At 45.4% G+C, this 24,042-nt stretch carries 25 protein-coding genes, 1 tRNA gene and 1 pseudogene; 14 read left to right on the top strand and 13 right to left on the bottom strand.

Annotated elements, in window-relative coordinates; translation table 11 throughout:
* Positions 1-2 precede the first annotated feature (2 nt).
* The 4 genes from QUE61_RS05610 to QUE61_RS05625 are packed head-to-tail and all read left to right on the top strand — an operon-like array spanning position 3 to position 3,085.
* Positions 3-1,118 carry an FAD-dependent oxidoreductase gene (locus QUE61_RS05610; RefSeq protein ID WP_286306282.1) on the top strand — a complete coding sequence of 372 codons (1,116 nt, stop codon included), beginning with the start codon at positions 3-5 and terminating at the stop codon, positions 1,116-1,118.
* A complete protein-coding gene (gene thiS / locus QUE61_RS05615; protein ID WP_353506484.1) occupies positions 1,115-1,315 on the top strand; it encodes a sulfur carrier protein ThiS in 201 nt (66 codons plus the stop codon). The genes QUE61_RS05610 and thiS overlap by 4 nt, the downstream gene beginning before the upstream one ends.
* An 18-nt stretch (positions 1,316-1,333) precedes the next feature.
* A complete protein-coding gene (locus tag QUE61_RS05620) occupies positions 1,334-2,146 on the top strand; it encodes a thiazole synthase (protein WP_286306283.1) in 813 nt (270 codons plus the stop codon).
* Between the two features lie 27 nt (positions 2,147-2,173).
* Positions 2,174-3,085, top strand: coding sequence for a thiamine phosphate synthase (locus QUE61_RS05625; protein WP_458574732.1), 912 nt, complete (start codon positions 2,174-2,176; stop codon positions 3,083-3,085).
* Between the two features lie 5 nt (positions 3,086-3,090).
* Here the strand turns inward: QUE61_RS05625 and thiD are convergent, their stop codons facing one another.
* Positions 3,091-3,966, bottom strand: a complete 876-nt coding sequence (gene thiD / locus QUE61_RS05630) for a bifunctional hydroxymethylpyrimidine kinase/phosphomethylpyrimidine kinase (RefSeq protein ID WP_286306286.1) — start codon at positions 3,964-3,966, stop codon at positions 3,091-3,093.
* Between the two features lie 201 nt (positions 3,967-4,167).
* On the opposite strand from thiD, the gene ltnD reads away from it, so the two are divergent.
* From ltnD to QUE61_RS05660, 6 genes and pseudogenes are all read left to right on the top strand, one after another.
* A complete protein-coding gene (gene ltnD, locus QUE61_RS05635) occupies positions 4,168-5,076 on the top strand; it encodes an L-threonate dehydrogenase (protein WP_286306287.1) in 909 nt (302 codons plus the stop codon).
* Between the two features lie 10 nt (positions 5,077-5,086).
* On the top strand, positions 5,087-6,100 hold the full coding sequence (gene denD, locus QUE61_RS05640; RefSeq protein ID WP_286306288.1) for a D-erythronate dehydrogenase: 1,014 nt from the start codon (positions 5,087-5,089) through the stop codon (positions 6,098-6,100).
* 2 nt (positions 6,101-6,102) lie between these two features.
* Positions 6,103-7,463: pseudogene (gene otnK, locus QUE61_RS05645) on the top strand (3-oxo-tetronate kinase).
* Positions 7,456-8,115, top strand: a complete 660-nt coding sequence (locus QUE61_RS05650; RefSeq protein ID WP_286306289.1) for a class II aldolase/adducin family protein — start codon at positions 7,456-7,458, stop codon at positions 8,113-8,115. Before otnK ends, QUE61_RS05650 begins: the two are co-directional and overlap by 8 nt.
* A 90-nt stretch (positions 8,116-8,205) precedes the next feature.
* Positions 8,206-9,171 (top strand): Bug family tripartite tricarboxylate transporter substrate binding protein, encoded by a 966-nt coding sequence (locus QUE61_RS05655; protein ID WP_286306290.1) that lies wholly within the window; start codon positions 8,206-8,208, stop codon positions 9,169-9,171.
* A 169-nt stretch (positions 9,172-9,340) separates the two neighbouring features.
* A tRNA-Asn gene (locus tag QUE61_RS05660) sits at positions 9,341-9,416 on the top strand.
* A 196-nt stretch (positions 9,417-9,612) separates the two neighbouring features.
* On the opposite strand, the gene QUE61_RS05665 is transcribed toward QUE61_RS05660, so the two are convergent.
* Together QUE61_RS05665 and QUE61_RS05670 are read right to left on the bottom strand one after the other, a co-directional pair.
* The gene (locus QUE61_RS05665) at positions 9,613-10,479 is read right to left on the bottom strand and encodes a YDG/SRA domain-containing protein (protein ID WP_286306291.1); all 867 of its coding nucleotides are present in this window, start codon (positions 10,477-10,479) and stop codon (positions 9,613-9,615) included.
* A gap of 213 nt (positions 10,480-10,692) precedes the next feature.
* Complete coding sequence (locus QUE61_RS05670; RefSeq protein WP_286306292.1) at positions 10,693-11,028, bottom strand: Rap1a/Tai family immunity protein; 336 nt, start codon at positions 11,026-11,028, stop codon at positions 10,693-10,695.
* A gap of 285 nt (positions 11,029-11,313) precedes the next feature.
* Here QUE61_RS05670 and QUE61_RS05675 point away from each other — a divergent pair, with 285 nt between their 5' ends.
* The 3 genes from QUE61_RS05675 to QUE61_RS05685 are packed head-to-tail and all read left to right on the top strand — an operon-like array spanning position 11,314 to position 13,345.
* Complete coding sequence (locus tag QUE61_RS05675; RefSeq protein ID WP_286306293.1) at positions 11,314-11,727, top strand: hypothetical protein; 414 nt, start codon at positions 11,314-11,316, stop codon at positions 11,725-11,727.
* 40 nt (positions 11,728-11,767) lie between these two features.
* Positions 11,768-12,238, top strand: a complete 471-nt coding sequence (locus QUE61_RS05680) for a hypothetical protein (RefSeq protein ID WP_286306294.1) — start codon at positions 11,768-11,770, stop codon at positions 12,236-12,238.
* A 48-nt stretch (positions 12,239-12,286) separates the two neighbouring features.
* Positions 12,287-13,345: a hypothetical protein gene (locus QUE61_RS05685; protein ID WP_286306295.1), complete on the top strand. Its 1,059-nt coding sequence runs from the start codon at positions 12,287-12,289 to the stop codon at positions 13,343-13,345.
* 120 nt (positions 13,346-13,465) lie between these two features.
* Here QUE61_RS05685 and QUE61_RS05690 read toward each other — a convergent pair whose 3' ends face one another.
* From QUE61_RS05690 to QUE61_RS05705, 4 genes are all read right to left on the bottom strand, one after another.
* On the bottom strand, positions 13,466-15,670 hold the full coding sequence (locus QUE61_RS05690; RefSeq protein ID WP_286306296.1) for a beta strand repeat-containing protein: 2,205 nt from the start codon (positions 15,668-15,670) through the stop codon (positions 13,466-13,468).
* Positions 15,671-16,250: 580 nt separating this feature from the next.
* Entirely contained in the window at positions 16,251-16,454 is a 204-nt protein-coding gene (locus tag QUE61_RS05695) for a hypothetical protein (protein WP_286306297.1), read from the bottom strand.
* Between the two features lie 16 nt (positions 16,455-16,470).
* Positions 16,471-17,718, bottom strand: a complete 1,248-nt coding sequence (locus tag QUE61_RS05700) for a tyrosine-type recombinase/integrase (RefSeq protein WP_286306298.1) — start codon at positions 17,716-17,718, stop codon at positions 16,471-16,473.
* 251 nt (positions 17,719-17,969) lie between these two features.
* The gene (locus tag QUE61_RS05705; RefSeq protein ID WP_286306299.1) at positions 17,970-18,737 is read right to left on the bottom strand and encodes a substrate-binding periplasmic protein; all 768 of its coding nucleotides are present in this window, start codon (positions 18,735-18,737) and stop codon (positions 17,970-17,972) included.
* Between the two features lie 279 nt (positions 18,738-19,016).
* Between QUE61_RS05705 and QUE61_RS05710 the strand changes: the two genes are divergently transcribed.
* Positions 19,017-19,289, top strand: coding sequence for a hypothetical protein (locus QUE61_RS05710; protein ID WP_286306300.1), 273 nt, complete (start codon positions 19,017-19,019; stop codon positions 19,287-19,289).
* Here QUE61_RS05710 and QUE61_RS05715 read toward each other — a convergent pair.
* The 6 genes from QUE61_RS05715 to QUE61_RS05740 form a co-directional block, all read right to left on the bottom strand.
* Complete coding sequence (locus QUE61_RS05715; RefSeq protein ID WP_286306301.1) at positions 19,286-20,980, bottom strand: GMC family oxidoreductase; 1,695 nt, start codon at positions 20,978-20,980, stop codon at positions 19,286-19,288. The genes QUE61_RS05710 and QUE61_RS05715 overlap by 4 nt on opposite strands.
* A 117-nt stretch (positions 20,981-21,097) precedes the next feature.
* Positions 21,098-21,751 carry an aquaporin gene (locus QUE61_RS05720; RefSeq protein WP_286306302.1) on the bottom strand — a complete coding sequence of 218 codons (654 nt, stop codon included), beginning with the start codon at positions 21,749-21,751 and terminating at the stop codon, positions 21,098-21,100.
* Entirely contained in the window at positions 21,748-22,236 is a 489-nt protein-coding gene (locus QUE61_RS05725) for an arsenate reductase ArsC (RefSeq protein ID WP_286306303.1), read from the bottom strand. The genes QUE61_RS05720 and QUE61_RS05725 overlap by 4 nt, the downstream gene beginning before the upstream one ends.
* On the bottom strand, positions 22,227-22,556 hold the full coding sequence (locus tag QUE61_RS05730; RefSeq protein WP_286306304.1) for an ArsR/SmtB family transcription factor: 330 nt from the start codon (positions 22,554-22,556) through the stop codon (positions 22,227-22,229). The genes QUE61_RS05725 and QUE61_RS05730 overlap by 10 nt, the downstream gene beginning before the upstream one ends.
* A 59-nt stretch (positions 22,557-22,615) precedes the next feature.
* Positions 22,616-23,287 carry a DUF502 domain-containing protein gene (locus tag QUE61_RS05735; protein WP_286306305.1) on the bottom strand — a complete coding sequence of 224 codons (672 nt, stop codon included), beginning with the start codon at positions 23,285-23,287 and terminating at the stop codon, positions 22,616-22,618.
* Positions 23,288-23,324: 37 nt separating this feature from the next.
* Positions 23,325-24,023, bottom strand: coding sequence for a pirin family protein (locus tag QUE61_RS05740; RefSeq protein WP_286306306.1), 699 nt, complete (start codon positions 24,021-24,023; stop codon positions 23,325-23,327).
* Between the last annotated feature and the right edge of the window lie 19 nt (positions 24,024-24,042).

Raw genomic sequence — 24,042 nt, forward strand, 5'->3', positions numbered from 1 at the left:
AAATGAGCATGTCGTATGCCATCGTCGGTGCCGGCCTCATGGGTCGGATGATGGCGTATGCCCTCACCAAATCTGGTGCACGCGTTGAACTGTTCGAACGGAGCGGCCCCGATGCGGAGCACTCGGCAGCACGGGTTGCCGCGTCGATGCTAGCGCCTCTTGCCGAATCCGCGATTACCGAAGCACCCGTGGTGCGCATGGGCTTATACGGTCTTGATCGTTGGAAGCAGCTCATTACTGAACTGAATACGCAAGTATCTCAACAGACCTACTTTCAGCAAGACGGCACCCTGGTTTTGTGGCATCGCCTTGATGCACCCGAGGCCCAGCGCTTTGCGGAGCATCTTGAGCGCAATGTGCGCATGAACCCAGCGCTAGCCACTCCCTGGCATCTCGATAGCAAGGCACTCACCGAGCTTGAGCCTGCCGTGGCGGAACGCTTTACCCAAGGTCTCTTTTTGCCTCGCGAGGGCCAGCTCGATAATCGCCAACTCTTAAGCGCTCTATTGGAGTTCTTAACCAAAGCGCAGGTGCTGATGCATTGGCATCAGGCGGTGGAGCCCCATGACCTACGTAGCCGTGGCTTTGATTGGGTGATTGATTGCCGTGGCTTGGGGGCCAGAGCCAGTTGGGCCGATACTCGCAATCCCCTGCGTGGGGTTCGAGGGGAGGTGATTCGGGTGTATGCGCCCGAGGTCAAGCTCAAGCGCCCTACGCGCTTAATCCATCCCCGCTATCCCATCTATATTGCCCCCAAAGAGAACGATCTGTATGTGATTGGGGCTTCTGAGATCGAGTCCGATGATCTCTCGCCCGTGAGTGTACGCTCCTCCATGGAGTTGCTCTCAGCCGCTTACTCGGTGCACTCGGGCTTTGCCGAGGCACGGATTGTGGAAGCGGCGACGCAATGCAGGCCCACCCTCAAAAATAATTTGCCGGAGATTTGCATACCTGAGCCTGGGCTCATGCAAATCAATGGGCTCTATCGCCATGGTTATTTAATTGCGCCAGCCATGATGGATGCGGCACTGCAAGTACTACAGGGCGAATCCCAAATGCTTGCGAAACGCTTTGATTTGCAGATCCAGCAAGCTAGCTTGAGTGGATCCCTCGTATGATGCGCGTGCTCGTCAACCAACAGATCCGTGAGCTTCCCCCTGCGAGCAAGGTGAGCGATCTCTTAACAGTACTCGATGCCAAACCGCCGTATGCCGTGGCGGTTAATTTGCAGTTCGTTCCCAAATCACAGCATGCGGAGTATGTTTTGCATGATAACGACTCCATTGAAATTATTTCACCGGTGACCGGTGGTTAAACTATTTATTTACACCTCATGACCGCTCCATTACCTACCCACCTCAACGATCCCCTCATTCTGTATGGTGAGTCGTTTGCCAGTCGCTTACTCTTGGGTACCTCACGCTATCCCTCGCCTCAGGTGCTGGAGACCGCCGTGCAACGCGCTCGCCCAGCGATGATTACAGCGAGCTTACGCCGTCAGGGCTCCGCTGCAACCGAAGCACACAGTGGCTTTTGGGAGCTCCTCAAGAAAATGGCAGTACCGGTATTACCCAATAGCGCTGGTTGCCACAGCCCACAAGAGGTGATTACCACCGCGCAGATGGCACGCGAGGTATTTGAGACCAATTGGATCAAGTTAGAGCTGATTGGGGATGATTACACTCTGCAACCCGATACCTTGCGTCTGGTACAAACTGCCGAGCATCTCATCAAAGATGGGTTTAAGGTTCTACCCTATTGCACCGAGGATCTCATTTTGTGTCAGCGCTTGGTTGATGTTGGTTGCCAAGCCGTCATGCCCTGGGCGGCACCGATTGGTACTGGTCAAGGGCCACTCAATCCCTACGCCATGCGCTTACTGCGTGAGCGATTGTCGGTTCCCTTGCTGGTAGATGCGGGCTTAGGCTTGCCATCCCATGCTTGTACCGTGATGGAATGGGGCTTTGATGGTGTGCTCCTCAACACCGCAGTGGCACTCGCTCAGGATCCTGTTACCATGGCTTGCGCGTTCGCGGGCGCAGTTCATGCCGGTCGGCAGGCATTCTTATCGGGAGCGATGCAACCACAAGCTTCAGCGCAAGCGAGTACCCCATTAGTGGGAACCCCTTTTTGGCATCACGAATAGGAAGATAGTGTGAGTCATATTCGGGAGATGGCGAAGCAAATTGTGACGGCGCATTGCCATGATGATTTGTGCCTGCCTCTGCCAAGCTTTAGTCCAGATCAACCACCGCCCACGATTAAGACCGAGACCAGTCAAGATCAATACGAACTTGCTGGCACGATTGCGGCGATTGAGATGGGCTTTATTGAGAGTGATGCGCGCGTTTTAGGCAAAGCCTGGTCACGTATGATCAAAGACGTGGGTGACTTTAATCCCAAGCTCTGGCCCTCACGCCCAGAGTATTTTGAGATGTTGCCCTACTCGCGCAATTCGAATCCAAAAGCCTTTAAAGAGTGTCCCAAGCGCTTGGGTCTTTACGGAGTGTTCCCCGATGCCGATTGGATTAAGCGCATGGTCGATGCTGAGCTCCCTACCGCACAGTTGCGATTTAAATCCGATGATGTAACCCAAATACGCACACAAATCCGTGAGGCGGTTGCGGCAGTTAAAGGTAGCAAGACCCTCTTGTTTATCAATGACCATTGGGAAGAAGCGATTGCAGCTGGCGCCTATGGAGTGCACTTGGGTCAGGAGGATTTAGTAAGCGCCAATTTGGATGCGATTCGTGAAGCTGGACTGCGTTTGGGGCTGAGTACCCATGGCTACGCTGAGCTGGTGATTGCGGATCGCTATTGCCCAAGTTACATTGCCATGGGTGCGGTGTTCCCGACCAATCTGAAGAAGATGCCCACTGCACCTCAAGGCTTAGGACGCTTATACGCCTATGCCAAGCTGATGCAGCACTATCCACTCGTCGCGATTGGTGGCATTGATGAGGGAAGTATTCATGCGGTGGCACAAAGTGGTGTCGGCTCAGTTGCAGTCGTGCGTGCGATTGTGGCCAGCGATGACCCCAAAGCGGCGGTCAAGCGCTTACAAGAGCTCATGAAAACTAACTAAGCAAGCTATTGTTGGTCAGGTAGTTGGGTGGGATAGAAGTCATGCATATGCCACAGCGGCCCGGGACCCTTACCAATTTCTAAACGCTGCCCTGCTTCAATTGCTGCACTCACAAATGAGATTGCTTTCGCTACCGAGTGACTGAGATCATGCTTGTCAGCCAAGTAGGTTGCAATAGCACTTGAGAGTGAGCAGCCTGTGCCATGGGTGTTCACCGTCGGTATGCGTGGATGCTTAAACTCTTTATGAAACACCACTGGTACATCGTCTTTGCGATCATGCCAGATTAAATAGTCGACTAGCTCATTGGGCTCACCTTCCAGGTGTCCACCTTTGATCAAGACCGCGCGTGGGCCAAGGGCTAATAGTTCTTCAGCAGCTGTCTTGAATTGATCAACCGCCACAATCGGACGTCCCAATAAGATCGAAGCTTCATGTAAATTGGGGGTAATGATGGTGGCAAGTGGAAAGAGCTCGGTCACCATGGTGCGCGCTGTGTCGTCACCACCCAAACTGGCTCCAGAGGTAGCCCGCAAGACCGGATCCAATACGATTTTACAAATACCGTGTTTCTTGAGTGTGGCGGCCACCGTTTTTACAATGGCGGGACTGGCCAGCATGCCGATCTTGACCACATCCACACCAATATCCGTAACGACTGCATCAATTTGCGCTTCAATCACATCAAGGTCAATATCTTGGATACGGGTTACACCCAGAGTATTTTGTGCGGTAATCGCCGTAATGGCAGTCATCCCAAATCCACCCAAGGCGGTAATCACCTTTAGATCCGCCTGGATGCCTGCGCCACCACCACTATCAGAGCCCGCAATACTCAATACCTTGGGGATCAGGATGGGGTTGGGTTTAGTGAGCTTCATGAAAATGATGTCCTTGGAATATATTCGCTATTATGGCTTAGGAAAGAAAAAATTAACCTACGACCTAGGAAAAATCTTCGCTATTAAAAGTATATGGATTTCCTAAATTTACAGCGTCAAGAGGATCAATTTAATAAACTTTGTATCAGACATACAATGGGATTTATGTTTACTCAACCCTTCATATTTTAGCTAGGATCCATGACTACTAATTCCAAAAACTCATCATCTATAGGTCTCATTGGTCTTGGTGCCATGGGATTAGGTATGGCTAGCTCTTTACGTCGTAACGGCCATGCCCTTAATGTTTGCGATGTGCGATTCGAAGTAGCTGAAAATTTTGCATTGGCAGGGGGACAGGCTTATAAAACGCCTGCTGAGCTAGCAAAAGTATCTGACATCATCATTAGCGTAGTTGTAAACGCGGAACAAACAGAAACTATCCTGTTTGGTGAACATGGCGCAATAAATGAAATGAAGCAAAAGTCACTCTTTATCATGTGCTCAACAGTTGATCCTAATTGGTCTGCTTCGCTTGAGAGACGGCTAAATGACTTAGGATTTCTGTATTTAGATGCCCCTATTTCTGGCGGCGCTGCAAAAGCAGCCTCTGGCCAAATCACAATGATGACCTCTGGTCATATTGATGCATACCAAAAAGCAGAAAATGTCTTAGAGGCTATGGCAAGTAATATCTACAAATTAGGAGATCGGGCAGGCTTTGGTAGTAAGGTGAAAATTATCAATCAGCTATTGGCTGGCGTTCATATTGCTGTAGCAGCCGAAGCAATGGCCTTAGGCATTCGTGAAGGAGTAGATCCCGCTGCTCTTTATGAAGTTATTACGCATAGTGCTGGTAATAGCTGGATGTTTGAAAACCGAATGGCCCATGTCTTACAGGCAGACTACACAGCTCTATCCGCAGTGGATATTTTTATAAAAGACCTAGGTCTTGTTCTCGATACTGCTCGCGCAAGCAAGTTTCCACTCCCTTTGGCGGCGACAGCCCATCAAATGTTTATGCAAGCCTCTGCGGCAGGGTATGGTCGCGAAGACGATGCAGCTGTCATTAAAATATTTCCGGGTATTAAATTACCAGATGCAAAATAGTTTATAAGAGATGCATATTCTAATTACTGGAGGCAGTGGTTTCTTGGGAGCGAGTCTAGCTCGTGAGCTTTTAAAGAAGTCTCTCATCAGGATTGAGGGTAGATCCCCTGCGCCACTCTCCACTCTCTTTTTAACTGATTTACACAAAATACCTGATGATCTTGCTGCAGAGAGCCGTGTTATCCCATTTATTGGCGACTTAAATGAGTTAATTACTTCTAAAACCCTTCCACTAAATAAGATTGATGCCGTTATTCATTTATCTGCTGCTGTCAGTGCAGAATGTGAGGCTAACCTAGACCTCGGTTTACAAAGTAATTTACTGGTAAGTTTAAATTTACTGCAAGCAATTCGTCATCAATCACAACGCCCTGTTTTTGTATTTCCAAGTTCTGTTGCAGTTTATGGGGCATCTCCTGATCATTCTTTGCCAAGCAAAATCTCCGATATCGATCAGCCCACACCGCAAAGTAGCTATGGAATTCAGAAATTTATGGTTGAGCAGTTAGTTGCTGACTTCTCGCGGAAAGGCTTTATTCATGGCCGTAATATTCGCTTAATGACTGTTTCCATTCGTCCCGGAAAACCAAATGGTGCTGCATCAAGCTTTTTAAGCGGAATGCTGAGAGAACCTTTAGCAGGACAGAACAGCGTAGTTCCAGTCCCACCAGAAACGCGTGTTGCCCTTTCCTCCCTAGATAAAACGCTTGAGGGTTTATTTTGTGCACTTGAATCTCCATCCTCGATATGGGGTGCACCCACAGCAGTTAACCTCCCCGCACTCAGCACCACCGTGGGTGAGATGGCAGAGGCATTGCAAGAGTTGGCTGGTAAAGAAGTTGCAAATTTACTCCAATGGAAGGTAGACCCTCAAGTTCATGCAATTGTGAGTTCGTGGCCAAGTCAGTTTAGTCATCTTCGGGCTAGCCAACTTGGATTAAACCCAGACTCTTCGGTTGAGGACTTAATTCGAGCATATGTAATGAGACATCCGCAAGCTGTATCCTGCTCTGTAAGAAAATAATAATGATCAAACCTAATCTACGGCCATTACTGGGTTGCATTGCAGATGATTTCACGGGAGCAAGTGATTTAGCAAATAACTTAGTTCGTGCAGGAATGCGAACCATTCAAACAATTGGTATACCAGCAGAATCACAAAAACTGAATGCAGATGCGATCGTCATTTCTCTCAAATCTCGAACCATTTCTAAACATGAGGCCATCAAACAGTCTTTACAGGCATATGAATGGTTAAAAGTACAAGGTGTTGAACAATTTTATTTTAAATATTGCTCAACCTTCGATTCAACACCACAGGGTAATATCGGTATTGCTCAACCTTCGATTCAACACCACAGGGTAATATCGGCCCAGTTACAGAAGCCCTAATGGATGAAATTTTCGGAGAAGGTAAAGGCTTCACAATTGTCTGTCCTGCATTCCCAGAGGCCAAACGAACCATATTTAATGGTCATCTTTTTGTTGGAAATGAACTTCTTTCAGAAAGCGGAATGCGAAATCACCCACTGACTCCGATGACGGACGCAAATTTAGTTCGAGTTATGCAAGCACAAACACAACGCGTTGTAGGCCTTGTAAATTATGACTATGTACGCGCTGGTCCTGATGAAATTCGCGCTCGTTTCCATGCGCTTCAAAATCAAGGTATTGGGATTGCTGTGGTTGATGTCACCTGTAATCAAGATTTGAAGTCGATTGCTCTTGCTACTGCGGATATGCCCCTTGTTACTGCAGGCTCAGGTCTTGCAATTGGCCTACCGAGTAATTGGCAGATTCGAGGTTTATTCGATTTAAACGATAGCTCTGACATGCTTCCTCCAGCTTCTGGCTATCAAGCCGTGATCTCGGGTAGCTGTTCAGAGGCCTCCAATGCGCAAGTCCGAGACTTTTGTCAAAGGGGGTTACCTGCTTTTGCAATCGATCCACTTGCCGATGTATCTCATGTCAATATTGCACAACAAGCGATTGCGTTAGCAGAAAAACATCTGAAGAATGGTCCAATGCTTTTTTATACCACTTCACAGCCTGATATTGTGAAATCAATACAAGAAAAATTGGGAGCAATTAAGGCAAGTGAGCATATTGAAAAAATACTCGCAGAGATTGCAAAGGGCTTGGTTCAAAATGGCGTTCGCCAATTGGTGGTCGCCGGTGGGGAAACCTCAGGCGCTGTTGTACAAGCATTAGGAATTAAACAGATGACCATCGGCCCACAAATTGATTCGGGGGTGCCATGGATGTCAGCAAGCTCTCCATGCTGTCAGGATGAGACTATTCACTTAGCCCTAAAATCTGGAAACTTTGGTTCTATCGATTTTTTTACAAAATCATTTACTCACCTATCGAACTTACATCATGAATGAATCACAAGCACGTGCAGAAATATGTAGGATAGGCACATCTCTTTATATGCGTGGCTACGTGCATGCCAGTGCAGGCAATATTAGTGTTCGACTAGATGATGGAAATATTTTAATTACCCCTACGGATGCCTGTCTTGGTAATTTAATACCCCACGAGCTTGCACTCATTAATTCTGGTGGCGAGCAAATCAATGGATCCCCCGCCTCAAAAACGGTATTACTGCATCGTGGTATTTACTCAGCAAATAATCAAGTGTCTTGCGTCATTCATACTCATGCCAGCCATTTAGTCAGTTTGAGTATCAGAGGGATCTGGAATGAGGCGGATATATTGCCCCCCATTACTCCGTATTACGTCATGAAGGTTGGTCACATCCCTTTTATTAGCTATCGACGCCCTGGTGATCCCGAGGTAGCTACTATGGTGATTGAATGCATTAATAAAGCTATTAAGACAGGAAAACCGATCCGAGGTGTCTTGCTTGACCGACTTGGCCCTGTGGTGTGGCATCAATCACCCTCCATGGCTAGTGCTGTTCTTGAGGAGTTGGAGGAAACCGCTAAGCTTTGGTTGATGTCAAATTGCCAGGCAGCGCCACTTAACGATGAACAAATTGAAGTTTTACGAAGTACATTTGGTGCAATTTGGTAAACCGATTGCAATCAATAAAGGTAAACCACTAGCTAATGTACATTTATTTAATGATAAAAAGACATATCTCTCTAAATTAAGGAATCACTCATGCGCTCCTTGCTACTTAGTTTTTTTGTTTTCTTACTTAGTTTTGCTCCTTTTACTGCGAGCCATGCACAAAACTATCCCAATCGCGCTATTAAGTTAGTTGTACCCTTTCCGCCGGGCGGCTTAATTGATAATGCAGCACGTTTGATTGGTCCAGAACTCTCAAAAGAGTTGGGTCAACCCGTGGTAATTGAAAATAAACCAGGAGCGGGTGGTAATTTAGGAGCAGCCGAAGTTGCCAAAGCAAGTCCGGATGGCTACACCCTTTTAATGGCCTCTGCTCCTCTGAGCATTAGTCCCGCTCTATATAAGACTCTGCCCTATAACCCAGCGAATATTGAACCCATTGCGGTTCTCGGACAACTTCCGAATGTCTTATTGGTCAACCCAGAGTCGGGGATTAATACTGTTGCAGATTTAGTCAAACGAGCAAAGGGAAATCCTGGAAAACTCAACTATGCTTCCAATGGTAACGGCACGTCACTACATCTCAGTGCCGAGATGTTAAAGAACCAGGCGGGGATCTATGTGGTTCACATTCCTTATCGTGGCTCGGCGCTTGCAAATGTTGGACTAGTATCAAAAGAGGTGGATTTTATGTTTGATAACTTACCACCTGCACTTGGTCTGATTAATGGTGGTAAGTTAAAGCCTCTAGCTGTTACTACTGCCACCCGTAATCCCGCTCTTCCTAATGTACCAACCATGATTGAAGCTGGATATCCTAATTTCGAGGTTTCAGCATGGTTTGGTATTGCTGCTCCTAAGGGTATCCCTGATGGCGCCAGTCAACGCCTGCAAGCCACTTTGGAGAAAATTGTGGCACGCAAGGAAATGGTTGAGGCAATCTCCCGGTTAGGTGCTACTGTCACCTTCATGAATGCGCAGCGTGCCGCTCAATTTATGAAGACCGATACTGATCGCTGGCGTAAGGTGATTGACTACGCTAAGATCCAAATGGATTAGACAAAACCTTTAATGCACAAAGGGGATCAAATGATCCCCTTTATTCTTTGATGGTAATCATTTATTACCCAATAAAGCTAAATGCAATCAGAGAACCTCGGTTACTATCGAACCTAGGGGCTCGGGACAACTAATCTGCTAGAAAAAATGCTGTAAAATGGCAAATTATTCCCTGATAGCTCAGTCGGTAGAGCGACGGACTGTTAATCCGCAGGTCCCTGGTTCGAGTCCAGGTCGGGGAGCCAAATTCAGTAAGGCTTACAGGTTCATTAGCTTGTAAGCCTTTTTTGTTTATGCGTTATAGACTACATATAGACTACATCTAACAACCTTAAACAGAGTCGAAATAATGCCCGTCAAATTCAACATGGGGGGTGTGGGGTAAGGCGTTGACATGTTATTTACGGATACCGCCTCTCCTCACAAAAAAGAAAGCCAGATTTAATTAAAAAGCATTCGGTGATAGCGAATGTATTCGATCGAAATTTCATGTTCTGGATGCTTAATAAGGCTGCCTTCAATCCCAATAAGCGATAGATCATCTCCGATCATGTAGACACCTTTATCCAGCATTAGATGGTGATTGGGGCATAGGCAAAGCAAGTTTTCGGGTCTATCTGGACCGTTGTGAGGTTTTCCTACTGGCTTTATATGCGCAGCCTCTGCATATGGACCTGCATTAGTTGTAATTTCAATTGAGCAAACTTGGCACTTATGTTTATAAAGCCTCTTCAGCTCACGACCAAGTTTAGAGTCTCTAATAATTCTTGCTGAATTAACAAGCGTTCTTTTAGGAGCATCGCTGCCTGATGGGAGCGGAATTAAGCCATTAGATAGCTTATTTGGCGGTAGTTCAGAGTCTAGTTTGACCAATCGAAATCGGTAAACAAGGAAACCAGACTTTCCGACATCGTGCCAATGGCTCTCAACTTGGTACAAACCATCGTATCTATATCCGTTTTCTGGAGCATAAGGATTCTTTTTATCAGCACCTCTGATAACTCTTACGGGCAAGCCATCAATTTCACTTTTGGCAAGCGCTAAATTACCCCGAGTTAATTCTTGGTTTGCAATCTGACGACCATTCTCGTTCTGACCGCCTTCGCCTGTATAAATAATGACATCACCTGAATCGGAGTCATCCTCATATCCACCTGATATAACTATAGAGTCGGCTCCATCGTCCTTTGAACCTGAAATTCCAGCTTGCAAAGGCTTATGAACGCCAGCCGAAGCGGCTTCTTTTCTTGATTGAAAAGTAGTCCCAGCAGGTATACCTTGAATTTCCCCAAAGATTCTATCTGCCATAGATCACTTTATTAAAAGAAAAAGTCCTACCAAACTAAACAATAAATATAGACTAGCAAATATCTTTATATTCTTAATCAGCTCTTTTTTCTCAACTTTCTTGAACTTCCAAAGATAGTAGGTGTGAATGATTGGGGCAAGAAGAATGACAGCAAACTCTACTAGCAGTTCAATCTTTATTCCTGTCATTATCGAAGACTTAGCCTTAGCAGGTCACTTTCTTTTACAAGGATAAAACTTTATTAAGGCTTGAGTTATTAATTCATCGGCTGATTTGTGTCTTATCTGAGGATTATCACGGAGATAATTAAAAACAATGTCAACTAATTGACCTTTTGATGCATTTGATGGAGTGCATATTACAGAGCCATCAAGGGCATCGTGAACGCCAATTACATATCCAAAACTTTGACCAGCTTTGATAGGACTAGTTGTAGAATCTCGTTTCCAATCCTCCAATCCAGCATATATAGTATTTCCAGTTTCAAAACTCGCTGTACATACTTTGTAAGAAAAGAGTAAAAAAATAAAGAGAGTAGCCTTTTTCATATTCGCCCTTATCTTTTAGGCATCCTTCCGCCAGCTTTTAAACAGTCATCCAAAGTCTTATAAGGTGTGAAATTCTTAGTTTGATCGTAGTATGTCGTATTCGGTGCATGGCAAATGCCTGAGTTGCTCATTTTTACGGGTTTCCCCTGAGCAGCTAAGCCACTAAAAAAAAGTATCGACACAAAAAATGAGATGACTTTAATTTTCATAACCAATAGGCTAACATAATCATAATTATTACTTCTCCCATTTTTAATGTTTAGAGTAACTACCATAAGGCTGCGAATGAATTTATTCCTAGGATTCTTGTTGTTACTTCCATTTCATGTTTTTAGTCAGACTAAAAGTAGTCTTGTAATTGACTGCTCGACATCAGGGCTTTCGATAGAGACATTAACGGTGAACCCCAAATTAAACGAGAAGCTTATCTATGAGCAAGGCGAAACTTCTGGTGGTTTTAAATACTCAAAGACCGAGTTTTTAGTGAACGGAAAAGAGTTAAAAGAATTTAAACCTACAACAATCTCAAAATCGGATTCATATCTCGTCATGGCAAATGCCAGAGATAGTGGCAAAGGTTTTAATCGAAAAGTTTATGTTTTTACCTACTTCTATGACTTAGATGCCAAAGAAGTTACAAGACAAGTAACCATCTTTCCTGATAATAGGATTGAGAAAAGTATTGGTAAATGTAAATAAAAACTAATAACTAGCAAGAACTATTATTTGGTGAAATAAGATGTCTGCAAATGAAACAGCTGAGGCAATTTTAATTGTTATAAAGAGAATCTCGAAATGGATACTTATTTTTATCCTGTTGCTTCTTAGTATTGGACTCCTTATTTATGGTTTAGCTGCTTTTTATGATTGGTATTCGATTGATAGACATAGATTAAAGGTAGAGGCTTTTGCTTCGTTTGATTCCGAAAAATGTACTAAAGAATATCCTTTGTTCATTGGCGTCGTGAATAACTCAAAAAAGACTGTAGATAAAGTGACTATTTATGTCAAAGTAACAAAGGCAGGACATTCAACCCAACTCAATTACGATACTTCATATTCAATTGACAGAATTCTGGCGCCAAGTGAGGGATGGGGTGGTTGTGTAGCAGTATTGGATAACCATTTTGATTGGGCTAAGCGTAAGCCGCTTGATGGTAAAGATATGGCTGTTACTATCTCAACTTTTTATCCATCATTCCAAAACTAACACTCTAAAATCAATGAGGACAGCTGATTACTAAATAGGTGACGCGAGATGCTGCGAAAGCAAGCATGTAAGTACTGCGCAGGGCTATTTCAACCCCTTCGGGTGGGGCATATCTACTGCTCAGACACCTGCCGAAAGCTCAAATTCAAGGCTAAAAAGGCTTCAGAGACAAAGAAAAAGCTCTCTAGGAGGCTAGAGAAGAAACTAGGTATTCTTTCAGCCAGTGCATTTGGGAAATTCCTCGTTAGAGAGATTAGACGGGCTGGAACGGTTCAAATCCTGCATGGGCATACGGCAGCGTCACTAGCTGATTTGGTAAGCCTCAAGAGGCGTTGTACCTCTGCAGCTGGCTTCAAAGATGGCGAATCCCTGGGGGCTTACGAGTTAAGTCACATTTACCCAGTCGGAAATAGTCAATCCAAGCACATTGGACTTCTAAGCCCTAAAAATCTAACAATTGCACCTAAAGAGTTCAATCGAAAGCATTCAACAAAGCTGCCCTCTTGCGGTTACCTTGGTGAGTCCATTCCTAGGTCTATTCTTAATCCCCAATGGAGTATTCGAGATAACTCCAGTTCTCAGGAGATTCTCGCATTAGCTAGAAAGTACATTGGAGCTGACTTTGATGCTTGGCTCGGGAAGCACAACATTACTTTGACCCAAAAGCAAGGGTTAATCAGATCTTTAAAGAAGGCTGGCTATCACGAGGAAAGATTGCGAGATTTGAATCTTAAAGAGCTGCAAGCAATTGCTAATGATGAGGATGTTGGCTATTTCCACATGACTGCCTCTCCAGCGGAAATCAATATGGTTCTAATGGATGAGCTAAATCGATTAAAGATTGGAAATCCTCTATTAACTGCTCTGGAATATTTGGAGCATGAGGAATGGGATAGCTTTTACAACTCTAAGTTCAAATTTATAGGTTTTGACAGGGAGAAAAAAGCATTTAAGAAATATCTCATCACCCAGTCATTAGCATGTCTGCACGGTCAGCCTTACTCTGAAGTTTGGAAGAAAAAGGCGGTCTTACGGCACTTTAAAGAACAGAAAGAATCGCCTCAAAAACTAAATATTGACGATGAGGATGCAGAAATTCCTTTGTAGCTAATTCTGTTAATAATTAACAAAATAGGGTGCTTAGCCCACCCCCACACCTCTTCCCCTTATATGTTTACATAGCTCTATTACAGGATTTCTTAGTCCCAAATAAGCAAATGACTTTACTTATAAACCAATGATATAAGTTGCCAGTACTGTAGTGGTTGATACGGCTTGGAATGGCTCCTGACGATAGATACCAGTGATGCCTATGCGTTGGTTCTTGAGGATGTCGTAGTACCCCCCAACAGTCGCAGTAGGTCTGGTCTTGACTGGATTGGGATTGAAGTTCAATGGGGTTAAACCATCCACACCGGTTGCCGAATATGAACCGTTACTGGTATTGGTATCCGTCTCCACTCCCGCACTGGCAAAAAGCGTGGTCTTGGGGATACCACGGTATCTGGCTTCAGCTCCTGCTAAGGCAGTTGTGGCATTGGTATTCAGTGCTGAATAGGTAAGCGGCGCAGTTACTGCACTGGAAGTGGCTTCGGTATAACCACCCATGTTGTTCTGTGTGTAACGAACCCCGGCGTATGGGGACACAACCACATCAGGCATTACAGCAAAGCCATACTTAGCCACCACTTGAGCGCCTTGGCTAATCAGTTGCGAGCTACCAGTACCCGCTTCACTAGTACCCACAATTTGTCGAGTAATAGTCGTGTCTTTTTGTCCATAAGCCGCTGAGACTTTGACTTCGGCGCCCACGCCATCAGGGCGTTGGCTCCACACGCCAAATACACCAATCATCGGGGTGCTATTACCCAATTGAACGGTGCCGGGACCACTTGCTGATAAGTTCTGATCCACCCACGCACCAATGCGGCTATTGTTCTTACTTAAACGGTAGGAAGCAATCAAGAGACCGCTGGTGTTGTTAATCCCTTGGGCTTGAACGGTGGTGTTACGACCACCTGCACTGACGCAAATACCATACTTATCAAATAAGGAGCAGTCGTAGGTAAAGCCATTGACCATCACAGAGTTTTGCAAGGTGTAGGTGCCTTGCAAGACTGAGGCGGTATTTGCGAGGGATTGTTGAGTGTCGGTTGTCGATGCGCCGGTGACAATTAAATCCCAAATATCTGACGACGAATTAGTGAGACTCCAACGGAAGCCATTGAATGTACCCGAAGTGTTGGAAAGGTTGCTGGAGGTAAATCCTGAAAGTACAGAGCTGTAAGTACCCTTTTGGACACTTGAGCTAGCATAAATACCGAAAGTCGTGATACCACTTATTGCTGATCCTGCTAACTTTCCAAACTGCGTCGAACTATTAATAATAATGTTGTAGCTTGATGGAAGTGTTCCTGTGTAAGTTAATGCAACACCTCCATTAAGGTTGTTTAGAGTTGAAATTCCTCCAGAGTTAGAAATCATATTTCCGAATGGAGCAAGAATTTGACCTATGTTCGTAATAACACCTAAGTTTCCTGAGTTAAATAATCCCGTACTGAATGAGGAAGAGATCTGACCGTTGTTCAGAAGCGTATCTATAGTTCCCGCATTATTAATGCCAGTCCCTCCGCCCCCAATACTTCCGCCAGTAGCATTTAGCAGTGTTGTGATGGTTGCGCCAAAATTATTATCTAAGCCGGAAGTGAGTCCTGATATAACTCCAGTATTGTTTAAGGCAGAGATGTTTCCTGAATTAGTTATTCCGTACTGACCGCCCATTCCAAAACTTCTAATAGTTCCCGAATTGGTAAGGTCAATAATAGTTCCAGAATTGTAGAGACCATTGCCTCCAGCGCCTTGGATAGTCCCGCTGTTTGTCATATTTGTAATGACGCCAATATTAGAAATCGCTGCTAATCCACCTGAGATAGTTCCGGTGCTTGAGTTATCCAGACTAATAATGGTGCCGCCACTACTATTAACAATTCCATTTCCATTATCACTAGCTCCTATAGTTCCAGTATTACTGAGAGTCGAAATTGTGCTACCAGTATGATTGAGTATTCCAATACTGCCAACTCCCACATTAATAGAGCCAGAGTTGTTTAGTGTCCCAATGGTGCCTCTATCGTTAAAAACTCCAGTCCCACCATTTCCTGACAGGATAGTTCCAAGATTATTTAATGTAGTAATAATGCTTGAAAAATTAGCTATTCCAGTTCCACCATTTCCTGCTGAGATAGTGCCAGTAATCGAGTTATTTAGAGCAGTAATCGTGCCACCAATAAGATTTACAATTCCTGACCAACCAACCACATAGATATTTCCGGTATTTGAAATGCGTAGACCGCTATAACCGCCATTTGTTACCGCATCGGAAGCTAATGGGCTACCTGACTGCCCAATAGATCCGCTAGCAGTAATCTCCAAACATTCATTATTAGAGGTAAATGAAAATGGAGTATTCGTATTAGATGAGATTGATGTACATACTTGAGCAATAGTATTTGACGAAGCACCTACTGCAAGCCCTCCTAAAAGGAGTATCTGAAAGATATGTTGAAACCTACTTTTCATACTGGTCTATATGGTTAAAGCACTAATTATTACAGAGAACAATCTTTCACCACAAGCAAATAATTAGAATTCGCTAGTCATACATCCTCGCACGACCACCAATCCTTTTCGTCTCTTACATATTCAATGTCGGAGTAGGTAAGAGATTTATTTGATTCTTTATATTTGAGTTGATCTAAGGGATTCCGATTCTCATGTAACTTATGCTTAACAGGACGATATAGGGGTCTTCCGAGAATTTCGACATTGCTCATAAGACTTAATGATCCTTGTCGTTTGATCCACGGCTGCCAAAAATGATGATGAGTAATGTAGCTATTCCTACACCTGAGAATATGAGTCCAAGCGTTACGCTAGTGATTTCCATGAATTTATTCCTTTCTTAGTTACTGTTGATGATCTAGATTAGCGCTGTTGAGGGCGATTAGCTAAGTTACTGTCTTCTACGCTTTCTCCATGTGTAGGCTTCACCATTTGGAAATTTGCCGTCTAGAATGCCATCTGCTCCAAATTTCCCGACAACTTTCATTCCATCAAACTCAATCCTGACGAATTCGCCTAATTCCTTTGCCCAAGCCATCGCTTGATCAAGAGTTTCAAACTCGTGGATTTCTGAGTTGTGCTTTACGGCAATCATTTGGAATTAAATTATTTCAGTCATAAGGCTCTTCAAATAGTCCATTTTGAATATCCTCAAGAATTCCCAAATGCCTCTTCCATGTTTTTTGAATATATCCCGCAGTAACGCCCTTCTTCTTATGGTTTAAGACTGCACCAATTGCATCTAGGTCATACCCCAAATCTGCGGCTACCGTTGCAACTGTCCTGCGTAAATCATGGGCGGTGAATTCAAATCCAATTTCACTGGAAAGACGATCAAATGTTCTACTCGCACTAGTTGGCTTCTTAGGATCAAGCGGACTTGGAAATATATAGGGACTTTGAATGCTTTTAGCCTGAGAAGCTCTGTATTCAAGCCTTCTGCTAAGCATTGAATAAATTGCATTTGTCATCGGCAAGGTATGTTTTTGATGATTCTTTGTATCCAATACCGTAAAGAACCGATCGGTCAAAGATACCTCAGACCATTTAAGGAGTCTTGCTTCATCCAGCCTAAGTCCCGTATGAATTAATAGCCACGCAAGATCCGCATCTTCCTGATTGATTGAGCCAGCGTATTGATAATGCGAACATTGGGTAAGCTGCTCAAGTAGTGCCTGTCTTGCCTTGCTATCCAAATACCTTTCTTTTGGTTGCAATGCACGCCTTAGCTTTTTATCTTTAAGGACTAGAACTGGGTTTCCCTGTGGTATCAGCTTCTCGCCTGCAGCATCATCTGAGGCAAATGAGTTAAATACTGCGGAAAGGTAGCGAAATGCTCTTTGTGCCTCTCCTAAGCCTACTTCATTAGGAGTCTCATAAACACTCAAGCCCTGCTTTCGACGCCGATTAGCTACATCTTCCTTCTTTTGAGCAACCTCCTTCTTGATTGCTGTAAAACGCTTCAAAATATCTTCCCTTGTAATGGATGCCAATGGCTTTCGATACCAGTCTCCGAATCGTCTTTGTAGGGTTGATAAAGCATCTTTCCTTGTTTTTAATTTCCAATGAGCCAGTTCGGAATATTGCTCAATCGCCTGACCAAGAGTAAAGCCCCTCGCCTCAGCAACCTTTTTAGCTTTAACTTGCTCTTGATTTGGATTAATGCCCTGAGATAGTTTTGCTAAAACAGGTTTTGCTAGCTTTCTAGCTTCGGCAGCAGTTATGTAATTAGCCTTACCGAGCGTAATACTTACAGGTTTACCGCCTTTAACCCTCGCCTTAACAGCCCAGACATCCCTTCCATCTTTTCTAGGTCGACGATAAAGACCTGGTAGGGATTTATCTTTAATCCAATCCAAAAGACCTCCAGAATTTAGACCACATTTAGACTACAATTGAGCCCAGACTACACTCAGACTACATTAATGTCAATATTGTATGTAGCCTTATAAGCCATTAATTATATGGTTTTATTAGGAAATCTATCGTGGATATGAAGCTGGTTTTAAGACTGTTAATCCGCAGGTCCCTGGTTCGAGTCCAGGTCGGGGAGCCAAATTCAGTAAGGCTTACAGGTTAATTGACTTGTAAGCCTTTTTCTTTGTTCTAACTACTTATAAAACTGCTGATTGGCACTCTCAATCAGTTGATTGATCTCGCCACTGGCAACTGCTTTCTTAATCCCCTCGGTAAAGCCCTTTTCTAATTGCGCATAACACTTCGACTTTTTGGAGAATGCAATATACATGTCTGCTGTTAGTACACTCTTAGGCAAGAATACGACCTTGGAGTCCAGATTTAACTTCTTAGCCTCTAATTTGCCTGGGTAGGTTCCAATAATTAAGTAGTCGGCCTGTTTATTGAGCAACTGAGTAAATGCCTGATCAACGCCATTAGATCGAGCCACATTCAAATCACTTTTGATATAGGCATCAAATTGACTGCCGTAACTTTCTCCTTGATTGGTCACGCCGCGATGCCCTTTTAGATCAGACCATTGGGTGAACTTAAAGTTGTCACCCTTACGAATCACGACCGATACTGGGTCGAGCATGTAAGGCGGCTCTATGTAATGCATGTACTCTGCCCGGGCTGGGTTTTTATAGATGCCAAAGATGACATCTGCACGACCATCACGAATGGCTTGTTGTGCCTTCTCCCATGAACCAAAATCCATTGAGGTCACCTTCTCAACTCCAAGACCTTTGGCAATATTGCTTACTAAAGTAACCGATGACCCTTGCAGTTTTCCGTCAGTCGCCCAAGCAACTGGCGGATATGCCGGATGACCTGTGATAACCAATGCTTTGCATTGTTGTGCCTGAGCGATATTGGCGAGGAATAAAGTAACAAGGATCGTAATTAAATATCGGGTCATGATTAAGAGCCTTTCGTTTAGAGACTTCATCATACTTGACCTTATTGGGCTGATTGAATACTAACCCCAAGGTAGGCCCCAAAACCTTTGGTACTGGTAGGCGTTCTGTTTACCACATGGTGATTATTGGGGATTGAGCCAGCGCCACCCCTGATGGCAATGGAATAGTGAAGCAAATAAAATTTCAGTAAATTAGTCAACTGCTGCGGTTCATTCGGTGTACGATTCATCAGATTGCTTAATTTGATGCATTCCTACTTTTTATCTACGGAGACTGAAATGATTCAATTTCGCATAAGTCAACCCATATTAACTATTGGGGTTACCCTAATAATCTGGGTCAGTCCTGGAGTAGCCCAAGACACGAGCAATGAACAGCGCATGATTGATCATTGCCGCCAACGCCATCCTGAGATGAGTGTTGATCAGTGTCGCTCGATGTATCAAAACATGAAGAACATGACCCCTGAGGAGCGGATTGAGCGTTGTAAGCGCAATCACCCTGAGCTATCAGCCGAGGTGTGCCAAAAAAAATACGGTGGCTCAACCTAGCGCTGCGCTAGGATTTGCCTGGCAATCGTTTCAGCAATCAGCATCACCGGTGCATTGGTGTTGCCCGATGTAATGCAAGGCATTGCTGAAGCATCGATGACTCGCAAGCGTGCCACACCCCGTACCCGACACTCGGAGTCCAGGACAGTATTAGGATGATCGACTTGTCCTCGAGCATCAACCCTCCCCATAGCACAAGTGCTCACCGGATGAAAAATCGTGGTTCCCAAAGCACGTGCTGCCTGTTCTAGGTCTTGCTCGCTTTGTAGCTGTGCGCCTGGTAGCAGCTCTTTGGGGACATATGGCTTTAGAGCCTTACTCTCCATAATCTGACGCGTGATGCGAAGGCTGTCCACTGCCACCTTGAGATCGTCTGGGGTTGATAGATAGTTGCATTGGATTTGTGGATCGATCTGGGCGTCTGCTGATTGAGCCCTCACCCAACCACGTGAGCTGGGTCGTAAGTTGCACACACTTGGTGTAATCGCATTAAAGGGATGCAGCGGTTCTCCAAATTTTGGTAATGAGAGGGGTTGCACATGCCACTCAATATTGGCTGAGGGTTGCGATGGATCGCTTTTAGTAAATGCACCCAAAGTAGAGGGCGGCATCGTCAATGGGCCCGTTCTCTTGAATACATACTCCAAGCCCATCCCAATTCGGGTAAACCAGTTTTTGTAGAGGGTGTTCACCGTCTTACAGTTCTCAACCTGATACACGCTGCGGATCTGTAAATGATCTTGTAGGTTCTCGCCCACTCCTGGAAGATCCACCTTCGTTTTGACTCCGATGGATTCTAAATGCTGGTGTGCACCGATTCCTGAGACTTGCAAGAGTTGAGGTGAGCCAATCGAGCCAGCCGACAGAATCACTTGGTCCCTGGCATGGGCAGTCAGGCGTGATCCGGCGTGTAACAGATCTAGACCGTTCACTTCCCAATCTGCGCCACACCACGCGTTCTTTTGTTGCTGGGGATTATTCTGAGTTTGGGGTCGAGTGGGAACGAGATTCAGTTGCAGGACCTGGGCTTTAGTGAGGATGGTCAGGTTCTTTCGATGGCGAATGGGATGAAGGTAGGCATCGGCCATCGACCAACGCACCCCTCTCTTTTGAGTCATCTGAAAATACGCACACCCTTCGTTATCACCCCGATTGAACTCCTCAATCGACGGAATACCTTGCTCTGCGGCAGCTTTGCGCCAGGCGTCCAGGATCTCCCACTGTACCCGCGGCTGCTCAACGCGCATCTCCCCCTGGTCCCCGTGCCAAGCATTGGCTCCAGCAAAATAGTTCTCGAGGGATTTATAGGTCTCAAGGGTGGTGTCCCAACTCCATCTAGGGTCGCCAGTTAACTCTACCCAGCGGGCATAATCACTTGCCTGACCGCGCATATAGATCATGGCATTGATCGATGAGGAACCACCAATCACGCGCCCTCTCGCATAATGAATCGAGCGTTGATTGAGGCCTGGGTCAGGATTAGTTTTAAAGCACCAATCGGTTCTTGTATGAGCAATCGTATAGAGATAACCAACTGGGATCTTGATCCAAAACCAATCGTCCTCTCCACCTGCCTCAAGTAATAAGACCCGGTGACTTGGGTCGGCAGACAGGCGATTGGCTAAGAGACAACCTGCGCTGCCAGCGCCCACAATGATGGTGTCGAATTGAAGCCCTTGAGAAGATGTCATTGATGTGCTGCGGGTCTTTTGGGTTTTATCAAGATTTCAAATATTGATTTTATAGACCATTCATGTAATGGGATTATTTGCCCAATACGAGGTCATTTAGATCCCAATTACTCACTATCAATGATTCATCTTATTGTTGACTTTACAAAACAGTATCACCATTACGAGAGCAGCTATAAGTTCACCGCTGACAAAGCCCAACACATCGGCAGGCGCAATTCCCACAAAGGTATTGGTCAGACTTCTGGCCACAGCAACCGCAGGATTGGCAAAGAAGGTTGATGAGGTGAACCAGTAGCCCGCAGTGACAGTCAGCGCCACCAACATCGGCACCTTATCTTTTGTGCCTTGATCCCCAATCCGAATCACCGAGAGCAGGACAAGGGTTGAGATCAGCTCACTTGCCCAAATACCAAGGCCAGTTCGCACCTTGGTTGACTCTTGCAAAATTGCCAGACCAAACATCAGGTGGGTAACCCAGATGCCAGCAATCGCACCACTGAACTGACATGCCCAATAGGCAAATAGCCTCTTAAGGCTTAGATGCCCCAGCTTCCAAAACATGAGGCTCACTACTGGATTGAAATGTGCGCCTGAGATAGGACCCAAGAGAACGATTAAGACATAGAGCCCCGCTCCCGTTGCAATACTATTACCAAGTAAAGCCACGGCTGCATTGCCATTCGCGAGGGTCTCACCCATGATGCCACTACCCGCCACAATCGCGAGCAGTAATGCAGTGCCGACGAACTCGGCCGCGTAGGACTTCATGAGGCTTTGTGATGGATGTCTTTAAGAGCCATCGAGTCGAGTTTCTCGAGCGGCATGCTGGCTAATAAATCAACACGCTTTTTAAGTCCGTTCATGACCTCGATAAATGCAAGGCGCTTCTCCACATCCGTACCGCTTACTTGCGATGGATCAGAGAAACCCCAGTGTGCAGTAGCAGGATTACCTGGCCAGATCGGGCATACCTCACCGGCGGCGTTATCGCAGACCGTAATAATGAAGTCCATCTTGGGGGCATTGGGTAAACCAAACTCATCCCAGCTCTTACTGCGTAATTTGGATTGGTCATAGCCCATCTCTAAGGCCAACTCCTTAGCAAAGGGATTGACTTGGGTACCTGGGGTTGACCCTGCAGAGTAACCCGCGAATAGACCACTAGGATGGGTGGAGGCTATTGCCTCACCGAGCACTGAGCGGGCAGAGTTGTGGGTGCACAAAAAGAGTACATTGTATTTTTTCATGAGCATTGGACCTTTTTCTTAGATTTAGGCGTACCGCAGGATTGGCCTTGGCAGCAGTTATCCAATAAGAAACCACTTAAATCCTCAATCAAGTTTGGATTGGGGCGATAAATAAGGTTTCGGCTTTGGCGCTCCACCAGCAATAACTTGGCATTAAAAAGTTCCTTCAGATGAAAGCTCAAGGTTGCATTGGGAATGCCTAACTTTTCAATCAACTGACTAGGGGTCAAGCCAATATCACCGCGTTGCACGATCAGACGGAAGATATTGAGGCGGGTCTCCTGCCCAAGGGCTAGGAGGACTTGGATGGCATCGGTATTTTTCATATTTCCAATTATATAGAAATATATGACTGGTTTATGACAGGAACTGAAAGATTCAATACTTACTTCGGGATTACTTTTGTGGAATCTTGATGGGTCTTCATAAACTGCGGTGATGTAACGCCCATCGATACGTAGATACTGGTTAGCTCTTCCATACCAATCTCAGCAGGACTGACCCAATCAATTGGCACATAGAGTAAGCCACCCCCAATGGGTACCGGCGCGGTTGGCACAATCACCGCATAGCAGGCCTGCTCTTTCACCATCACGGCTTGGGGGGATGAGAGCAAAGCCAGAGCGGATACACCACCTGAGCCACCAAAATGCACCCATACCGGGCGCATCGTTTTGAGTTCTTCATCATCCCGCTTAGCAACCAAGCTCACAAAGCTATGAATGGTGTCATAGACCGTTCGCACTATGGGTATCTTACGAACGATGCCATTAATGATGGCTGAAAATCCCTTTTGCAAGCCCTTCTCAACCAACAGACCCAAAAACAACAACGATAGGATCACAATCGCCAAACCAACCACATAACCGACCCACTCTAAGCCGGCGATATTAAGACCCATTTTCGCCATCACACTTCCAACGGCACTTGAAGGTCCAAGCCAACGGATCACAATCCCCACCACAAAGGCAATCAGCAAAGCCGTTGCGATGAGAGGAAAAGCCGCCAGAAGACCAGTTAGGAATAGGCGAACGAGTTTAGATGGGGCTGGAGACATAACTACTAGATGTTCTCTTTTATTGTCTTAGTGTAATTCACGCAAGATCAAAGACTAACACTTCCGCCCCTTGCCCCTGACTGATCTTAATATATGACTCGTTGGCGATTATGGCAGCATCCCCACCGCTTAAGCGCTGACCATTCACCGTCAGTACGCCTTTGATGAGGTGAACGTAAGCCTTACGGCTGGGATCCATTGCAAGTATTGCATGCTGAGTGTCATTAAACGTTCCGGCATAGAGCTTGGCATCCGCATTCATGGTAATCGAGTCCTCTGACCCATCGATAGAGGCTAAGAGGCGTAATTTGCCATCTTTATCTTGGGCTGGGATTGATTTTTGCTCATAGCCTGGCTTGACCCCCGTAAATTTGGGTTGGATCCAAATTTGCAGAAAGTGTGTCGTTTGATCTTTGGCATAGTTGAACTCGCTATGGGTGACACCGGTACCCGCACTCATGCGCTGGATATCGCCAGGCGGGATCGATTTGACATTACCCATACTGTCTTTGTGCGCCAACTCACCTGATAGAACATAGCTAATGATCTCCATATCCCGATGGCTATGCTCACCAAATCCAGTTCCGGGATCAATCCGATCCTCATTGATTACACGTAAATTACCCCACCCCATAAATTTAGGGTCGTAGTAATTGGCAAAGGAGAAGGAGTGAAAGCTCTTGAGCCAGCCATGGTCTGCATAGCCCCGCTCCTGCGATTTACGAATCTGCATCATTTAAGTCAAGGTACAAAAA

It is taken from the genome of Polynucleobacter sp. HIN5, from assembly GCF_030297555.1.
In the GTDB taxonomy this organism is placed as follows: Bacteria; Pseudomonadota; Gammaproteobacteria; order Burkholderiales; family Burkholderiaceae; genus Polynucleobacter.